9 protein-coding genes and 2 pseudogenes are annotated in these 17,647 nt (G+C 70.1%); 5 read left to right on the forward strand and 6 right to left on the reverse strand.

The window, feature by feature from the left end:
- Positions 1-317: 317 nt before the first annotated feature.
- From ACZZ98_RS06185 to ACZZ98_RS06205, 5 genes are all read right to left on the reverse strand, one after another.
- A complete protein-coding gene (locus tag ACZZ98_RS06185; RefSeq protein WP_463515422.1) occupies positions 318-1,376 on the reverse strand; it encodes a LacI family DNA-binding transcriptional regulator in 1,059 nt (352 codons plus the stop codon).
- 121 nt (positions 1,377-1,497) lie between these two features.
- On the reverse strand, positions 1,498-3,444 hold the full coding sequence (locus tag ACZZ98_RS06190) for an ABC transporter ATP-binding protein (protein ID WP_463515423.1): 1,947 nt from the start codon (positions 3,442-3,444) through the stop codon (positions 1,498-1,500).
- A gap of 2 nt (positions 3,445-3,446) precedes the next feature.
- Positions 3,447-4,376: an ABC transporter permease gene (locus ACZZ98_RS06195; protein WP_463515424.1), complete on the reverse strand. Its 930-nt coding sequence runs from the start codon at positions 4,374-4,376 to the stop codon at positions 3,447-3,449.
- Positions 4,373-5,362 carry an ABC transporter permease gene (locus ACZZ98_RS06200; protein ID WP_463515425.1) on the reverse strand — a complete coding sequence of 330 codons (990 nt, stop codon included), beginning with the start codon at positions 5,360-5,362 and terminating at the stop codon, positions 4,373-4,375. The genes ACZZ98_RS06195 and ACZZ98_RS06200 overlap by 4 nt, the downstream gene beginning before the upstream one ends.
- A 49-nt stretch (positions 5,363-5,411) precedes the next feature.
- Complete coding sequence (locus ACZZ98_RS06205) at positions 5,412-6,983, reverse strand: ABC transporter substrate-binding protein (protein WP_463515426.1); 1,572 nt, start codon at positions 6,981-6,983, stop codon at positions 5,412-5,414.
- Positions 6,984-7,292: 309 nt separating this feature from the next.
- Between ACZZ98_RS06205 and ACZZ98_RS06210 the strand changes: the two genes are divergently transcribed.
- From ACZZ98_RS06210 to ACZZ98_RS06230, 5 genes and pseudogenes are all read left to right on the forward strand, one after another.
- Positions 7,293-10,682 carry a GH36-type glycosyl hydrolase domain-containing protein gene (locus tag ACZZ98_RS06210; RefSeq protein ID WP_463515427.1) on the forward strand — a complete coding sequence of 1,130 codons (3,390 nt, stop codon included), beginning with the start codon at positions 7,293-7,295 and terminating at the stop codon, positions 10,680-10,682.
- Between the two features lie 82 nt (positions 10,683-10,764).
- A pseudogene (locus tag ACZZ98_RS06215) lies at positions 10,765-12,168 on the forward strand (glycoside hydrolase family 3 N-terminal domain-containing protein); the annotation flags it as partial.
- A gap of 34 nt (positions 12,169-12,202) precedes the next feature.
- Positions 12,203-12,445, forward strand: a pseudogene (locus ACZZ98_RS06220) (glycoside hydrolase family 3 C-terminal domain-containing protein); the annotation flags it as partial.
- A gap of 174 nt (positions 12,446-12,619) precedes the next feature.
- Complete coding sequence (locus ACZZ98_RS06225; RefSeq protein WP_463517732.1) at positions 12,620-12,865, forward strand: fibronectin type III-like domain-contianing protein; 246 nt, start codon at positions 12,620-12,622, stop codon at positions 12,863-12,865.
- Between the two features lie 81 nt (positions 12,866-12,946).
- Positions 12,947-15,298 (forward strand): beta-galactosidase, encoded by a 2,352-nt coding sequence (locus ACZZ98_RS06230; RefSeq protein WP_463515428.1) that lies wholly within the window; start codon positions 12,947-12,949, stop codon positions 15,296-15,298.
- 61 nt (positions 15,299-15,359) lie between these two features.
- Here the strand turns inward: ACZZ98_RS06230 and ACZZ98_RS06235 are convergent, their stop codons facing one another.
- Positions 15,360-17,600 carry a family 20 glycosylhydrolase gene (locus tag ACZZ98_RS06235; protein WP_463515429.1) on the reverse strand — a complete coding sequence of 747 codons (2,241 nt, stop codon included), beginning with the start codon at positions 17,598-17,600 and terminating at the stop codon, positions 15,360-15,362.
- Between the last annotated feature and the right edge of the window lie 47 nt (positions 17,601-17,647).

Consider the following 17,647-nt stretch of genomic DNA (forward strand, 5'->3'; position numbering starts at 1 on the left):
CTCTTTGCCGCGCGCAGTGCCCGGACAGCAAGGCCGGCCCGGCCGGCCGGGGTGGGTCCGGGCATGGAACAGCCCGTGGGCCTGCCGTCCGACTCGAGGTCGGCGCGACGTGTGCAGGGGACGACCTGCACGACCCACGGGCTGCGGTGAACTGCTGGGGATTGCGCCGGGCGGCGCTCCTCGAGCAGTCGAGGTGCGCTAGCGCGCAGTCACCTCACGCGTCCAATGAGAAATCACTTCTTGAACCACCTCCCTTCCGTGTACCTCCACGCTAAGTCGGAAGGTTCTCCTCGCGCAACGCCTTTTGGCCAAGGACCTCAGGGCTGGGCGATCAGGGCGGGACGGGCCCGGACGATCTCCGGCCCTTCCCAGGGGCAACCGCAGGATCCGCGGAAGACGACCCGGGTCGGGAGGATCTGCGGCTCGACCTGGCGGGTGCGGCCCTGGATGCGCTCGTGCAGGCGGATCGCGGCCCACCGGCCCAGCTCGTGGGTCGGCTGCCGGACGGTGGTCAGGCCGGGGCTGACGTAGCGCGAGGTCATGATGTCGTCGAAGCCGACGATGGCGAGGTCGTCCGGGACGGTGACCCCGCGCCTGGCCAGGAGGGTCATCGTGGCGAGCGCGAGCTCGTCGTTCGCGCACACGAGAGCGTCGACCTGGCCGGGGGCGGCCATGAGCTCGTCGACGATCTCCGGCGCCGAGGACTCCTGGAACCACACGCTCATCGGCGGCCGCGCCTCACGCAACCCGGCCGTCTCGAGGGCACCCGCGAACCCGGCATACCGCTCCCGGATGTCGTGGGAGGTCTCCGGGTCGCCGACGAAGACGAGCCGGCGGCGACCGTGCTCGAGGAGGTGGGTCGTGAGGGTGGCCGCGCTCTCGCGGTTCTCGACGACGACGGTGTCGCAGCCCTCGATCGGTGAGTGTGCGAGGACCACGGTGGGGATGGAGCGCGCCAGCGTGCGGGTCAGACCGTCAGCGGCGGTGCCGTGCGTGAGGGCCAGCCCGTCCACCCTGGCCAGCAGCGTCCGCAGCGTGGAGTTGAGGTCGAGCAGGTCCGCGGTGAGCACGACCACGACCGACTGGCCGTACTGCGACGCGGTCGACTCGTATCCCGCGAGCAGCTCGGCGAAGTACTGCCCGGTGAGCCCGGGCAGGACCAGGCCATGGGCCTCGTGGCGGCTCACGTCGAGGGTGCGGGCCGCCCGCAGCGGCACGTAGTCGAGCTCCTCCACGGCGCGCAGGACCTTCTGCCGGGTGACGGGCGAGGACCGCGCCGACCCTTGCAGCACGCGCGAGACGGTGGCGATGCTGACGCCCGCCCGCTCCGCGACGGTGTAGATCGTGACGGGGCGGTCGCCGTCGCTCGAGCTCACCGCGGCGCCTCGTCCATGACGTGCATCCTTGCCGCCGCCGTGGCGACAGACAAGCGTGGGCCGACGACGCGTCCGGCGCCGCCGTGGTCCAGAGCCCTGTCCGGTATGCCGTCCGCCCGCCTCAGGCGGGAGCCGTCTCCTTCCCGAACGGGTTGGGGATGGCGTCGAGAAGGGTGCGTGTGTAGGCGTCTGTCGGGTTGCGGATGACCTCGAGCGCCCGGCCCCGCTCGACCACCCTCCCCTCGGACAGCACGAGGATCTCGTCGGCGAGGAGCCGTGCGCTGAGCAGGTCGTGGGTGATGTAGAGGACGCCGAGGTCGTGGCTGGTGACCAGCTCCTGGAGGAGCTCGAGGATCTCGGCCCGGATCGACACGTCGAGGCTGGAGATCGGCTCGTCGGCCACGATGAGCTCGGGGTTGGCGGCCAGGGCCCGGGCGATCACCACGCGCTGTCGCTGGCCACCGGAGAGCTCGTGCGGGTATCGGTCCAGGAACCTGTTGCTCGGCGTGAGCGCCACCGTCTCGAGCAGCTCACCGGCGACCGTGTCGGCTTCCTTCGCGCCCAGGCCACGGTGGTTCCGCAGCGGACGACTGAGGGTGTAGCGGAGCGTGAGCGCCGGGTTGAGCGAGCTGTAGGGGTCCTGGAAGACCATCTGCACGTGCTTGCGGTACTGACGGAGGTCGCGGGTGCGCAGGGTCTCCACCCTGACGACGCCGTCGGAGCCGGTGAAGCGGATCTGCCCCGACGTCGGACGGTCGACACCGGTGATCATCCGGGCCAGTGTGGTCTTGCCGCTGCCGCTCTGTCCGACGAGCGCCGTGACCTCACCCTTGCGGAGCTGGAAGGACACGTCGTCGACCGCCTGGGTGCTCTCCTTGCGGAACCCGCGGCGACGTTCGAAGACCTTGCTCACGCCCTCGACCTCGAGGAAGACCTCGCCGCGCAGGGCGCGCTCGCTGTCCTCGGCCGTCTTGACGAACGTGGGGCCGGCGAAGACGCGGGTGTGCTCGGGCAGGTCCGCGGGCCGGTCCTCGGCGGCACCGAGCTGGAGGTGGGCGACGTGGCATGCCACCTGTCCGCCGGCCAGCGGCAGCAGCTCCGGGTCCTGCGTCGCGCACCGTTCGATGGCCTCCGGACACCGGTCCGTGAAGCGGCATCCCGTGAGGGTCCGGGTGAGGTCCGGCGGGCGCCCGGGGATGTAGGTCACCCGGACGGTGTCGGCCCGCGGATCGCTGTAGGAGCCGAGCAGCCCCTTGGAGTAGGGATGCAACGGGTTCGCGACGAGGGCTGACGCGGGCTGCTGCTCGACGATCTCACCGGCATACATGACGAGGATGCGGTCAGAGAGCTCCATGACGGTCCCGATGTCATGGCTGATGAAGAGCACCGCGAAGCCCTGTTCCTTCTGGAGGCGGCGGACGGCGTCGAGGATCGAGCGCTGCACGACGACGTCCAGGCCCGTGGTCGGCTCGTCGAGCAGGACGAACCTCGGGCGGTTCGCGAGCGCCAGGGCGAGGTTGACCCGCTGCTTCATGCCGCCGGAGAGCTCGTGCGGGAACGCGCTCATGAACTGGGGCTCGATCATCACCATGTCGAACAGCTCGCGCACCCGCTCGGTGACGGCGTTCCCACGCAGGTCGCTGTGCTCCTCGATCACGTCCCGGAACTGGGCCTCGACCCGCATGACCGGGTTGAGCGAGTTCATGCTGCTCTGGAAGACGGTGGCGATGTCGCGCCAGCGGCGGGCGCGCAGGTCCTCGTCGGACATGGTCGCGAGGTCGACCCCGTCGATCTCGATGGTGCCCCCGCTGACGCGACCGGGCTTGGCCAGCAACGCCAGCAGCGCCATCGCCAGCGTGGACTTGCCGCTGCCCGACTCACCGATGAGCCCGACGAACTCGCCCTCGTGGAGGTCGAAGCTCACGGTGTCGACGGCGGTGAGGGCGGGAGACATCTTGGGCTCGAACCGCACGCTCAGGTCGCGGACCCGGAGCAGCGGGGCGCCCGTCGCCGTGGGGGACGGAGATGAGGCGGGCGAGCCGGGCGAGGTGGGAACGGCGGTCGTCACGGTCAGTCCTCCCTGAGGTGGGGGTTCGACAGCAGGTCGACCCCGAAGTTGATGAACGTGAGGGAGGTGATGAGCAGGGCGAGGACGAGACCCGGAGCGAGCACCCAGCCCCAGAGCCCCTGTCCGACGGCGCCCTGGGCGTCGGCCTGGAAGAGCATGGTGCCCCAGGAGACGGTGTTCGGGTCGCCCAGACCGAGGAAGGACAGGCCCGCCTCCGCCCCGATCGCCCCGGTGGAGGCACCGACGAAGCCGGCCGCGACCAAGGACGTCATGCTCGGCATGATCTCGCGGAAGATGATGCGCCCCGAGCCCTCCCCGGCGAACTTGGCCGCCGTGACGAAGTCGCGGTTGCGCAGGGTGATGATCTGCGCTCGCTTGGCCCGGGCGTGCCCGGCCCACGAGGTGATGCCGATGACGAAGACGATGAGCGGGATGCCGCGCACCTCGCTGTAGGCGATGAGCACGATCATGAGCGGCAGCACCGGCACGACGATCGCGACGTTGGTGATGAAGGAGAGGAGGTCGTCGATCACCGTCCCCTCCTTGTAGCCCGACCACATGCCGATGACGAGGGCGATGACCGTCGACACCAGACCGCCGAAGAGCCCCACCAGCAGCGAGACCCGGGTGCCGTGGACGAGCTGCGAGAAGATGTCGCCGCCCTGGCTGGTGGTTCCGAGGAGGTGGTCACCGCTGCGGGGCAGCAGGGCCTCGAAGTCGGAGCGGGTGCCCTCATAGGGAGCGATGAGCGGGGCGAACACTGCGACGAGGACGAAGACCAGCAGCAGGATGAGGCCGACGCGAGCCTTGTAGCTGCTCCAGATCAGCTGCCACCACCGCATCTGCCGGTAGCCGGCGTCGGTCTCGCTGCGCTCCGCGGTGCCGTCGCCCGGAAGGTCGTCGGTGCCGGTCTGGACGATTCCTGCGCTCATGACTCAGACCTCCTGGCCCGGGGGTCGAGGACGCCGTAAAGCAGGTCCGCGATGAGGTTCGCGACCAGCACGGCGACGATGATGAAGAGCAGCAGGGTCTGCAGCAGCGGGAAGTCGCGGTTGCCGATCGCCTCGTCCATGAGGCGGCCCATGCCGGGGTAGTCGAAGATCTTCTCGACGAGGATCGACCCGCCGAGGACGCTTCCCAGGGCGATCGCGAAGCCGGTGACGCTGGGGAGCAACGCGTTGCGGGCGGCATACCGGAGGGCGACGACGCGGTCGGGGAGACCCTTGGCCTTGGCGAGCCGGATGTAGTCCTCTCCGAGGTTCATCACCATCGTGTTGCGCATGCCGAGGATCCACCCGACCGGGGCGGTGATGAGCAGCGAGAGCGCCGGGAGCAACGAGTGGTATGCCGCGTCGGCCAGGAACGCTCCGTTCAGGCCTGGCGTGGTCACCGAGTAGCCGCCGCCCGTCGGGAACCAGCCGACGGTGTAGCCGAAGACGAACAGCAGCAACAACGCGATCCAGAAGGAGGGCAGGGTGCCGAGGAAGGTCGAGCCGAGCGTGACGATGCTGTCGAAGCGGCTGTTGCGCCGCCACGCGGCATACGCCCCCAGGGTGATCCCGATGACGAACGCGAGGACCTGGGTGACGCCCACGAGGACCAGGGTCCACGGCAGGGCGTTCCCGATGACCTCGGTGACCGGGTAGGGGTAGTACGTGTAGGAGATGCCGAAGTCGCCCTGCACGAGCGCTCGGAGGTAGGCGACGTACTGCTCGAAGAGGCTGCCGTCGGGCGTGCCGAGCATGGTGCGCATGGCCTGCACCGCGGCCGGGTTGAGCTGCGCGTCCTTGCCGGCGAGCTTCTGCACCATCACCTCGGCCGGGTCACCGGGCTGGAGGCGGGGAATGATGAAGTTCAGCGTGATCGCTGCCCAGAGGGTGGCGAGGAAGAACGCGATCTTGCGGACGAAGTACCTCACGGCGGGCCACCGTCACCCGGCGCACCCGTGACGGTGGCCACCGTCGACATCACTTCGCCGGTCGCAGCCGGGTGAGGATGAGGAGTCGGTCGTCCTGGGGCTGGGCGTAGGGGTCCTCTTCGCTCGGCCAGCCGACGGCCTTGTCGGTGCGGTAGAGGATGCGCGCAGGGGCGTAGATGAGAGGGATGACGGGATACTCCGTCATCATCGTCTCCACGAGGGTTCCGACGAGCTCCTTCTGCTTGGCCTCATCGACGGTGCTGCTGAGCTCCTTGACCGTCGCGTCGGTCGCCGGGTCGCTCCAGCGCTCGACGTTGGGCAGGATCTCGGTCTTGGTCGGGATCTGGTCGGACGCGAGCTTGCCGCCGATGTTCTTGGCGTTCTCGCAGCCGCCGTGGAGGTACTCGAGGACGAGGCCGAAGTCGCCGGACTTCTTCTGGGCGTCGACCGACTCCGGTGCGGTGGCGGTGATCTTGGTGGTCACACCGACCGAGTTGAGGTTGCGGGTGATGACCTCGGCCATGGACTGGTAGTCGATGAAGCCCGCCTGGACGCTGAAGGTCAGGTCGATCGGCTGGCCGTCGGGCGACTGGCGCTTGCCGTCGCCTCCCTTGGTGTAGCCCGCAGCGTCGAGCAGCTGGTTGGCCTTCCCGGCGTCGAACGGGATCACGGTGTCGGCACCGCCGTTGGCGGCATACTTCTCGGGGAGCAGCTTGACGGCCGCCGGCAGCTTCAAACCGGTCTGGCTCGCGGGCTTCATGATCCCGTAGGTCGCCTTCTCGGAGATCTCCTCCCGGTTGAGTGCCGGGGCGATCGCCTCGCGGAACTTCGCGTCGTTGAACGGCGCCTTCTGCACGTTGGGCGAGAGGACGGTCATCCCGTTGGGCGGGTAGTAGAGATGGTTCTTCTTCGGGTCGGAGTCCACGAAGGCCCGCTTGGGGTTCGGGATCTCACCCCAGTAGGCGTCGAGCTGGCCCGACTGCAGCTTGAGGGCGGCTTGGGAGGCTTCGTAGTTGCCCTCGAGGACGAGCTTCTGCACCTTGATCTTGTCGGCCTGCCAGTAGTCGGCGCGCCGGACCAGCTCGAGGCGGCGGCCGTTGTACTTGTCGACCTTGAACGGCCCGGACCCGACGGGGGCCTTGTCGATGTACTTCGTGACGTCGCCGACCTTGCCGTAGACGTGCTCCGGGAGGATCTGGAGCTTGATCAGCTCGTCGAACTTGGGAGCGGCGTTGCCCTCGAAGACGATCTTCACCTTGGTGCCCTCGGCCGTGATGGTCTTGGCCGGGGCGCCGAACACCGGCTTCCAGATGCCGGCCCGGTCGATCGCGGGGTACTGCTTGGCGAGGTTGAGCGTGAAGGCGACGTCCTTGGCCGTGAGGGGCTTGCCGTCGCTCCACTTGACCCCGTCGCGGATCGTGAAGTCGAGGGTGCTGGCCTGGCCACCCCAGGTGAAGTCGGTGGCGAGCCACGGTGTGACCTCGCAGCTGATGCCGTTGCGCACCATGAGCGGCTCGTAGAGCCACGTCTTCGTCAGGGCGTTGACCGCATAGGGGTTGTAGTCCACCAGGCCACCCATGGCGGCGGGCGCGTCGGACGGGAAGGTCAGCTGCGCGATCATGCCTTCGGCAGCGGCTCCACCCCCTCCGGACTGGCCGGCTCCGGCGCATGCGGACAGGCCGAGCGCTCCGCACAGTGCAAGAGCCACAAGGGGTGTGGATTTCGTCGCCATTGACTGACCTCCGTGGTGAATGTCTTTTCACCCTGAGTTGGCCAGCCGTCACGTGTCAACGGTTCTCGCCATGAAAGTACTTTCATGGCGACCCTTCGTGCTCACCGAGTGAGTTTCATTTATTTACAAGGGTTTTCGCCTTGCCCCCGACGCTCGTGGCGCTGCTATACAACAGGGGTGCCCTTCAGGACGAACGCGATGACGCGCGCTCACCACGAGCTCACGAGTGATGCCGGCCTGCGGGCGGTGTTCACCGAAGAGGCCTGTCTGGCCCGCCTCGACGCGGGCGAGACGTCGTTGTTGATGTATCCCGCGAGCACCCACGAGGCCGGTCCGGCCAACCTCCACCTGCGCCGGATCGACGGCAGTCGCGCGACCTCGGTGCCGCTCCTCGGCCCGGGCAGTGCCAGTGCCGTGTCCTGGTCCGACCGGGGGCCCGTGGTGACGGGGAGGTGGGCGGACCTGCACTACTCCGTGTCCTTCTCCCTCGCCGAAGGGCTGCCGGCCTGGTTCTGGCACGTGTCGGTGGAGAACACGGGCTCGAACGACGCCGTCATCGACGTCGTGCTCACGCACGACCCCGGCCTCGCCGCGTTCGGCGCGGTCCGCACCAACGAGTTCTATGTCAGCCAGTACCTCGACCTCACTCCCGTGGCGACCGCGCACGGCACCGCCATCGCGGTCCGGCAGAACATGCCCGGCCCGAAGGCTCCCTGGCTGCTCGTGGGGTCCCTGACGCGGGGACACGGCTGGGCGACCGACACCCTCCAGCTTGTCCGGGGCGCCCGGCGTCCCGGTGTGGCGGCCTCCTTGGACCTCGCCGAGCTGCCGAACGAACGGCTCCAGCACGAGCACGCCCTCGTGGTCGTGCAGGACGAGCCCGTGACCCTTCCCGCGGGCGGACGGCACCGCACCGGCTTCTACGGCGTCTTCAGCCCGGACCATCCCGACGCGACCAGCGATGCGGATGCCGCGTGGGCCACTGCGGTCCTCGCCCAGCCGGAGGCCGGGGCCGCCACCTCGGCGGGAGGTGAAGCGGGAGCTGCGGCTGCAGCTGGAGCCACGCTGCACGTGATCGGTGGGGCAGCCTCGGGCTCGCTCTTCGGCACCGCACCCCCCTTCGTCGCCGACGACCTGGACCCCGACACGCTGGCGGAGCTCACCGGCCACTCGGAGCCGACCCATGCCGAGACCGGTCCGGACGGCGAGCTGCTGTCATGGTTCGGCACCGACGGCTCCCACGTCGTCACGGCTGCCAAGGAGCGAGCCGTCCTCCGGCCACACGGCCACGTGCTGCGCACGGGCGATGCCCTCGTGCCCGACACCCGGACGCTGACGTCGACCATCTGGATGACCGGCACGTTCCACTCGCAGCTGACCCGGGGGCACGTCGGCCGGGACCCGCTGCTGTCGACCCGTCGCGGCTACCTCGGCGTGCAGCGCGCCCACGGGATGCGGATCTTCGTCGAGGAACCGGCCACGGCCACGGGCTGGGCCCTGCTGGAGACTCCGAGCGCCTGGGCCCTGCGGACCGACGGCGCGACCTGGTGGTACGCCAACGACGACCTGGCCCTCGAGGTCCAGTCCTCCGCCCCGGCGTCTGCGCACGCGCTCGGGCTCACCGTCCGCTGGCTGTCCGGCGGACCCCGGCGGCTGCTCATCGCCCTCAACGTCGCCCTGTCCGGTGACGACGGGCTGGGTGCCGCGGCCTACGACGTGACCGAGCGTGACGACGGCGTCGACATCAGGACGCCCGACGCCGGCCTCCTCCTCGGCTGGCCGGCCGGCGGGGTCACCGTGTCCGCCGACGGCCCGCTCTTCGCCGACGGCGCGGACCGCGGCACCCCCTGGGTGGTGCTCGACGTCGCACCACGCAGCCTCTTCGCCCTCAGCCTCGGCGTGACCTCCACGGACCACGACCTCGAGGTCCACCCGGCTCCCGGCCGGCAGCTCGGCGAGAGCTGGTCGGCGACGGTGCCGGAGGCGCTGCACCTTGGCACAGGAGCAGCGGACCCCACACTGGCGGCAGAGGTCGCGCGGATCGACACGGTGCTGCCCTGGTTCACCCAGAACGCCCTCGTCCACTACGTCTCCCCCCGTGGCCTCGAGCAGTTCTCCGGTGGCGCCTGGGGCACTCGCGACGTGTGCCAGGGTCCGGTCGGGCTGCTGACGGCGCTCGGGCGCGACGAGGAGCAGCGCGAGGTGCTCCTGTCCGTCCTGCGCAACCAGAACGCGCGCGGCGACTGGCCACAGGCGTTCGACTTCCTCCCCCCACTCGCGCAGAGCGGTCAGCAGGACGCCCACGGCGACGTCCTCTACTGGCCCGTCCTCGCGATCGGCGACTACCTGCGCGCCACCGGTGACGGCTCGCTCCTCGGCGAGGGCGTGCCCTTCGTCGGCGACGAGGGCCTCACGCCGCCGGCCTCGGTCGAGGAGCACCTGCGCCGCGCACTCGACCGGATCGCCGAGGTGCGGGTCCCGGGAACTGCCCTGCCGGCATACGGTCACGGAGACTGGAACGACTCGTTGCAGCCGGCGGACCGCCACCTCGCGGCACATCTCGTCTCGACCTGGACGACGGTGCTGCTCGTCACCGCGCTGCGGTCGCTCGCGGACGGCCTCGAGGCGTGCGGGGTCGGTGACGACCTCGTCGCCCGGGCCCGCGGGGCAGCCGACGCCGCGCACACCTCGATCCAGGACGACCTCCTCGTCGACGGGGTGCTCCCGGGCTACGTCCTGATGCACGACGACGGCACGGCCGAGCCTCTCGTGCACCCACGGGACACCCGGACCGGACTGACGTACGGGGTGCTGCCCTGGATCCACGCGATCTCGGCCGACCTCCTGACTCCGGAGCAGGCCCGGCACCACCTCGACCTCATCGACGAGCACCTGCTCGGACCCGACGGCGCCCGACTGTTCGACCGCCCGGTGGCCTACCGCGGTGGCCCGATGAGCGTCTTCCAGCGGGCCGAGGCGAGCACCTTCTGGGGTCGCGAGATCGGGCTCATGTACATGCATGCGCACCTGCGCTACGCCGAGGCCCTCGCCCGGTTCGGTGAGGGCAGGCGCCTCTTCGCCGCGCTGTGCCAGGCCAACCCGGTCGGGGTGACCGAACGTGTTGCTCGTGCCCGGCCGCGGCAGAGCACCACCTACTACTCGTCCTCGGACGGCGTCTTCGACGACCGCCTCGACGCGAGTGAGCGCTACGACGCACTGATGGCCGGTGACGTCGACCTCGAGGGCGGCTGGCGTGTCTACTCCTCCGGGCCGGGACTGTTCCTGAGGTTGCTCACCGAGACGTTCCTCGGAATACGTGCCCGCGCGGACCGGGTCGAGATCGATCCCGTGCTCGACCCAGGACTTGATGGCTTGGTCGTGCGTATGCCGCTGGGGCACAGGAGAATCCGTGTCACCTACCGCGTGGGAGGCACAGGGGCTGGCGTATGCCGTGTGACCGTCTCCGGTGCTGCCGTCACGACGTCGCCACTCACCAACCCCTATCGCACGCCGGGCGTCAGCATCGCCCTCGCGGACCTGGTGCCGGTTGCCGGCGGCGACATCGAGCTGATCGTGGAGACCTTCTGAGATGCCTGCTGGCCACGACGACCGACCCTGGCTGCACCCGGCCCTGTCCGTGCCCGAGCGGGTGGAGTCGCTGCTCGGGCGGATGACCCTGCACGACAAGGTGGGCCAGATGCACCAGGTCGCCAACATCCACCCGGATGACGACGCCGACCTGCTGCGGGAGGGCCGCATCGGGTCCAGCCTCTTCGCGAGCGGCGCGACAGGAGGCAACGAGCGCGACGAGGGGGTGCTCGCCGGCAACATCGACGCGGCCCAGCGCCACGCCACCGACGAGAGCCGGCTCGGCATACCCGTCCTCTTCGGTCGGGACGTCATCCACGGGCACCGCACCGTGTGCCCGATCCCCCTGGGCCTGGCTGCCTCCTTCGACGAGGACCTCGTGGAGGAGGTCGCCGCGCTGGCCGCTGCCGAGGCGGTCGTCGACGGCGTCGCGTGGACCTTCGCGCCGATGGTCGACCTGTCCGAGGAGCCCCGCTGGGGGCGCGTCGCGGAGTCCCTCGGCGAGACGCCGGTGCTGAGCGGACGGATGGCCGCGGCGATGGTGCGGGGCTTCCAGGGCGGTGGCGCTGCCGGAGTCGCGGACGAGTCGCGGATCGCGGCCTGCGCCAAGCACTTCGCGGGCTACGGTCTGTCAGCAGGCGGTCGCGACTACGACACGGTGTCGGTGGGTGAGAACACCCTGCGCAACCTGCACCTGCGGCCGTTCCGTGCCGCCGTGGACGCCGGGGTCTGCACCGTCATGGCCGCCTTCAACGACGTCGACGGCATCCCGATGCACGCCCACCGCCACCTCCTGCGCGACGTCCTCAAGGGTGAGTGGGGCTTCGAGGGTGTGGTCGTCGCCGACTGGAACGGCATCGGACAGCTCGTCTTCCAGGGCGTCGCGGGCGACCTGCGCGACGCCGCGCGCCAGGCCATCGCGGCCGGCGTCGACCTCGACATGTGCTCCGGCGGGTATGCCGCGCACCTCGCCGACCTCGTCGAGTCGGGTGAGGTGGACGTGGCCCTCGTCGACGACGCGGTGCGACGGCTGCTCACCCTGAAGTTCCGGCTGGGGCTGTTCGAGAAGCCCTTCGTCGGCGACCCCGGACGGAGCAACGCGCCCACCGCTCAGTCCAGGGCGGTGGCTCTGCGTGCCGCGCGCGCGGCTCACGTGCTCGTCTCCAACAACGGCGTGCTCCCGCTGTCGCCCGACGTCGGCACGGTGCACCTGAGCGGCCCCTTCGCCGAGGCCGGCGAGGAGCTGCTCGGCACCTGGACCCTCGATGGCCGAGGCGAGGACGTCGTGGCACCGGCAACGGCCTTCCGTGACCGACTCGGCGAGAAACGGCTCATGGTCACCGACGGCCGGTTCAGCGACCGCGCGGTGCAACAGGTCCGCAACGCCGACGTCACCGTCGCGGTGGTGGGTGAGCATCCCTGGCGATCGGGAGAAGCCAACTCGGTGACCGACATCGGGCTCCCGGCCGGTCAGCTCGACTTCGTCCGGCAGCTTCTCCCGGATCGGCAAGCCGTTGGTCGTGGTCGCCTACACCGGGCGCCCGCTCGAGCTCGGCGAGATCATGGAGCTGGCGGACGCCGTCCTCGTCGTGTGGCACCCCGGCATCGAGGCGGGCACAGCCCTGGCCGACGTGGTGTTCGGGGACGTCAGCCCGCACGGCCGACTCCCCATGACCTTCCCGCGCACGACCGGCCACATCCCGACGAGCACGCACCAGCGGCCCACAGGGCGAGTCATCGAGCTGGACGAGGACGGCCGCCTCGGCCGCTACCTCGACGACCTCGTGTTCCCGCGCCTGCCCTTCGGCCACGGCCTGGGCTACACGACGTTCGAGTACGGAGACCTGCGTGCGACCGGCTCCGCGGAGCTCCCGCTCGACGGCTCGGTCGAGGTCGAGGTCGACGTCGTCAACACGGGTGAGCGAAGCGGGCGTGAGGTGGTGCAGCTGTCCTTCCGCGACCCCGTCGCGCAGGTGACGCGCCCGTTGACCGAGCTCCTCGACTGGTCCGTGCTCGACCTCGCGCCCGGTGAGAAGGGCACGGCCACGTTCACGGTGCGCGCCGACCAGCTCGCCTACCACGGGCGGGACAACGTCCTGCGTGTCGACCCCGGCGAGATCGTCCTGTCGGCCGGCCCGGACGCCCTGCACGGCTCCCGGCTCACCGTGTCCGTCACGCCCTGACCGACGCCGCCTCGCGAGAGCCCGACCGGCCGGTCCCGGCTGCGGGCCAGCCCCGGACCCTGTCCCCCAACGGAAAGCATCATGATCCAGATCCAGGACAAGCAGATCCTCATCGACGGCGAGCCCAGGGTGGTGATGGCCGGCGAGCTCCACTACTTCAGAGTCGCCCGCGACGAGTGGGAGCAGCGGATCCTGCTGCTCAAGGAGGCGGGTTGCAACGCCGTGGCCTCCTACATCCCGTGGCTGTGGCACGAGCTGCCTGACGGCACCGTCGACGTCACCGGCGCCACCCGGCCGGAGCGCGACGTCGCCGCCTTCATCGACCTGTGCGCGGCGCACGACCTCTGGTTCATCGCCCGGCCGGGCCCGTTCATCATGGCGGAGCTGAAGAACGAGGGCCTGCCCTTCCGCCTCTACACCGAGCACCCCGAAATCGTCTCCACGGGCTGGGACGGCGCACCGGCGCCGAGCCGCACGGTGGACTACCTCGCCCCCGCCTACCTCGACGAGTGCGACCGCTGGTTCGGGGCGGTCCTCCCGCTCATCGCGCAGCGGCTGCAGCCCCGCGGTGGCAACGTCATCGCGGTTCAGCTGGACAACGAGATCGGCATGCTCGCGTGGGTGACCAACAGCCCCGACCTCACCGACCACCTCGTCGTAGACTTCGCCGACTGGGTGCAGGGCCATCGCGCCGGAGCCGTGACCTACCCGTTGGCACCCGACGACATCCGCTCGCCCAAGGAGGAGTGGGCCGGGCCGCTGCGCCAGGACCTCGCGGTCTTCATGCGTGACCGGTTCCGCCGCTATGTCGTGGCCCTGCGGGCGATGGCCGAGGCGCGTGGTGTCGTCGACGTCCCGTTCCTCATCAACATCCACGGCACCGAGGGCGGCAGTGGTGAGCCGTTCCCGATCGGCATCAGCCAGCTCGTCGAGACCTACGCCGGCGTGCCCGGGATGATCTCGGGCTCGGACCACTACATGGGCGACATGACGCTCAACACCACCACCGACCTCTACCTCATCAACGCGTTCATGGACGCGGTGCACACCGCCGGCCAGCCCACCACCTCGCTGGAGTTCGAGGCCGGGTCGGGCGACTACGCCGGTGGGGTCGACAACCAGTACGACCCGTCCACCGTCGACCTCAAGACCCGGCGCTCACTGGCCCAGGGCAACCGGCTGATCAACTACTACCTCTTCGCCGGTGGCATCAACCCGCCGCTGGAGGAGCCGGTCGGGGACGGGAACGACCGGATCAGCTTCACCGGCGAGCGGCACGGCACGGCCGCGCCCGTCGGACCCGAGGGTCAGAAGGGCATGACGTATGCCGCCACGGCCCGGACTGTGCACGCCGTCCGGCTCCACGAGCGCTGGCTCTCGCGCATGGACGAGGAGCGCGACGGCGTCCAGCTCGGCCTGGTCCTCGACTCTTACGCCACGGAGTACCACCATCCCGACAGCGCGCTCATGACCGAGGTCGTCGAGGATCTGGCCCGCCACCGTGGTGCCGGGCCACGCCGGGCCCTCGTGCGCTCGATGCTGCTCGCTGGCTACCGCTTCGGCGCGGTCCACCTGCAGCGGGACGAGCCGAGTGGTGTCGTGGCGCTGGCCACGGGGCGCCACCTCGCCCCTGAGGTGCAGCAGGGCCTGGTCGACCACCTGACCCTCGGTGGCGGACTGCTCGTGCTGGGCCGGCTGCCGGACCGCGATCTCGAGGGCAGGGCGTGCACGATCCTCGCCGAGGCCCTCGGCATCACGGGAGCGCACCTGACCTGGGCCAAGAACCACTACTTCCCCTCGGCCGTGGCGAGCGGTTGGGCGGCGCCGTGGCCGGAGACCCGGGTCGGCTGGTTCCAGGCCCTGGAGCACGAGCGCGGCGACGCCGTCCTGCGCGACGTCGGCGGCGCTGTCTGTGGCGTCGACGTCGAGGTCGGTGCCGGTCGGGCGATCCTGCTCGCAGCCGAGCTGCCGTCCGACGTCGACCTCTTCGGACGGGCCCTGCGACGGCTCGGCGCCTCACCGGGTCTGGAGCTGGAGGCCGACGTGCCGGGCGCGTTCGCGACCACCTCCTCGACGGCCGAGGGCGAGCGTCTGCTCCACCTCGCCAACATCACCGGTCACCACAACAGGGTTCGCCTGTCCCTCGACGGGCGTGCGCTGGGCGACGGCGACTTCTGCCTGCCGCCGCGCACCGGCGCCTTCCTCGCCCTAGGTCTGGACACGCCGCTCGGCCGCGTCGAGTGGGCCAACGCCGAGCTCGTCGAGATCGGTCAGGACCGGCTGGCCTTCGGTCCCCCGCTGGGTGAACGGACCACGGTGGTGCTGCGAGGCGCGCCTGACGTCCGTGTCGACGGCGGGACGCATCAGCGCGACGGCGACGTGCAGACGCTCACCACACCGGCCGGGGTGCAGCTGGCCCTCTCGCGCGCCTGAACGCCGCCGTGCCGGTCCGTCTCCACGGAGACGGACCGGCACGGCGGCCGAGCTGACGGACTCAGGTGGGGTTTCCGTAGGCCCTGAACTCGTAGACCGAGTAGCCGTACGTCGTGGCCCGGGTCAGGCCCTGCATCCGCACGAAGTTCACCGGGCCGGTGTCAGCGAGCTGCACCGTGTCGGTCGCGCAGGTGCTCTGGTCGACCGTCGCTGCCCGTGTCCAGGTCGTCCCGTCCACCGACACGTCGATGGCGAAGGATCTCGCGCACGCCGGCTCCCAGTCGAGCTCGACGCTCCTGACCGTCGAGGGTGCCGCCAGCTCGAGCTGCAGCCACTGGTCGTCGCTGTGGCTCGAGGCCCACCGCGTGGCCGGGTCGCCGTCGTTGGCCATCGGCGCGACCAGCCGTGCGAGTCCACCCTCGACACTGGACGCGGTCGCCGTCGCCGAGTAGGACAGGTGCTGGGTCCCTGCCGGAGCGGGTGCTGCCGTCCTGGCTGTCACCTGACCTGACGCGGTGACCTCGGCACGGTCGACCGTCCCCGTCACCGTGCCGGTGATCTTGCCGCTGGCGAACGTCGCAGCCTCCGTGGCGGTGATCCGGAACGTCCACGACCCTGCTTGGCCCGGTTGCAGGCCGCGTGGTCCGCTGCCCATCGGCGCCACGGTGAGGGCCAGCCCGTCCGCGGCGGTGAGGGTTGCCGTGGGCCTGGACAGCGCGGTGGCGTGGTTGTTGCGCACGGTCACGTCGACCAAGGCACTGGCTCCGGCTGCCACCATCGGCGGCGTCGAGACGCTGACGGCGAGCTTGCGGTCGCCGGGGTCGTGGAGCGTCGGCGTGACGACGCTGATGCCCGGACCCATGCCGAGACGACCTGCCTCGGCCATGAACCGCTCGTGGGTCTGCCCGGGCTCGACGCCACGCCACACCTTCTGGGCGAAGATGCCGAAGGTCGGCTCGACGAGACCGTGCACGTCCTGCTGGGTGTAGGTCGCGTCGACGAGGTCGTTCCAGACCGCCGACATCGCACCCTTGAGCGAGTCCTCGCCCTCGGGGACGATGTTGCTGCCGCCGAAGTGGCGCGGGGTCCAGTTGGCGAAGAGCCATGGACCGTCGAGTCCCTGGCCGTGGTAGTAGCTCGCGAACGGGACGATGTAGAGCAGGCCGTCGTTGGTGTTGACGAAGTCGTAGCCGTCGGCGATGGCCGGCGTCGGGCCGTACCACCCGTTGTTCCAGGAGTTGATGAGGACGTCGCGGTCATAGCCCTCGGCAGTGCCGGACATGACCGTGAAGCTGCCCCAGGCGGCAGCCCTCTTGCCGAGGCTGCGGACGTGTGCGGCCATCTCGTTGAAGTACTGCATGTACTCGGCTGCGTACTCACGCGGGTACTCGTCGGCGCCGTAGTGGACGGTGGGTCCTCGGAACCACGGCGTGAACTCGGTGAACACGTCCTTCATGAACTGGGTCGTCGCCGGCTTGGTGAGGTCGAGGTGGTCGGAGTTGCCACCGTTGAGCCCCAGGCTCGGGTCGAACTCGATGAAGGCACGCGAGTGCGCGGGCGCGTCGATCTCGGGGACGATGTCGACGAAGTGCGCCGCGGCGTTGTCCTCGATCGCGTCCCAGTCGGCCCGGGTGTAGGAGCCGTCATCGGCTGCGAGACCGGCGAAGCGAGGGTTGTCACTCCTGAGCCGGAAGGCCGACTGCGCCCTGGACCAGTCGCCGCCGGGGGCGGTGATGGCGTTGTCGTTGAGGTGGATCTGGAAGGTGTTGAGCTTGTACCAGCTCATGTAGGCCGTGTAGTCCTGCAGGTACTCCGGCGTGAAGTAGCGACGGCCCACGTCGAGCATGAAGCCACGGGACTCGTAGTTGGGCCAGTCCGTGGCGCTGCCGACGGGCAGGGTCGTGCGCAGGCTGGACCCGGCGAGGATGTGCAGCATGCTCCGTGTGGCCCAGAACGCCCCACGTGCGGTCCGCGAGGTGATGGTGGCGTGCGCGCCGACGTCAAGCGTGTAGCCCTCGGCCCGGGCGACCTCGGTGTCGGGTCCGACGGACGCAGCCGCATCGAGCCCGATGACGATGTCGCCGGCCTTCGTGACGTTGGTGTGGACGACGTCGAGGGCACGCAGCCCGGTGACCTCGGTGAGATCGCTGCGGAGCTGGGAGGCAACGGGTGTCAACGCCACCACGTCCTCCGGAGCCAGGACGATGCGGGACCTGCGGGTCAGCTCGAGGTGGCCCGTGCCTCCGGTCCACTGCTGCAGGGCAGGGATGACGAGGGGCTTGGCATTGACGGCGTCGGCCATGGTCGGTTGACCTCATCAACGACAGATTCGAGCGCGGCTGACGGTGA

The organism is Knoellia sp. AC549, from assembly GCF_979258975.1.

Excerpts from the sequence above, each read along its gene's own strand:
- ACZZ98_RS06195 (WP_463515424.1), bottom strand. The coding sequence starts at position 4,376 with ATGAGCGCAGGAATCGTCCAGACCGGCACCGACGACCTTCCGGGCGAC.
- ACZZ98_RS06235 (WP_463515429.1), bottom strand. The coding sequence starts at position 17,600 with ATGGCCGACGCCGTCAATGCCAAGCCCCTCGTCATCCCTGCCCTGCAG.
- ACZZ98_RS06210 (WP_463515427.1), top strand. The coding sequence starts at position 7,293 with ATGACGCGCGCTCACCACGAGCTCACGAGTGATGCCGGCCTGCGGGCG.
- ACZZ98_RS06205 (WP_463515426.1), bottom strand. The coding sequence starts at position 6,983 with ATGATCGCGCAGCTGACCTTCCCGTCCGACGCGCCCGCCGCCATGGGT.
- ACZZ98_RS06230 (WP_463515428.1), top strand. The coding sequence starts at position 12,947 with ATGATCCAGATCCAGGACAAGCAGATCCTCATCGACGGCGAGCCCAGG.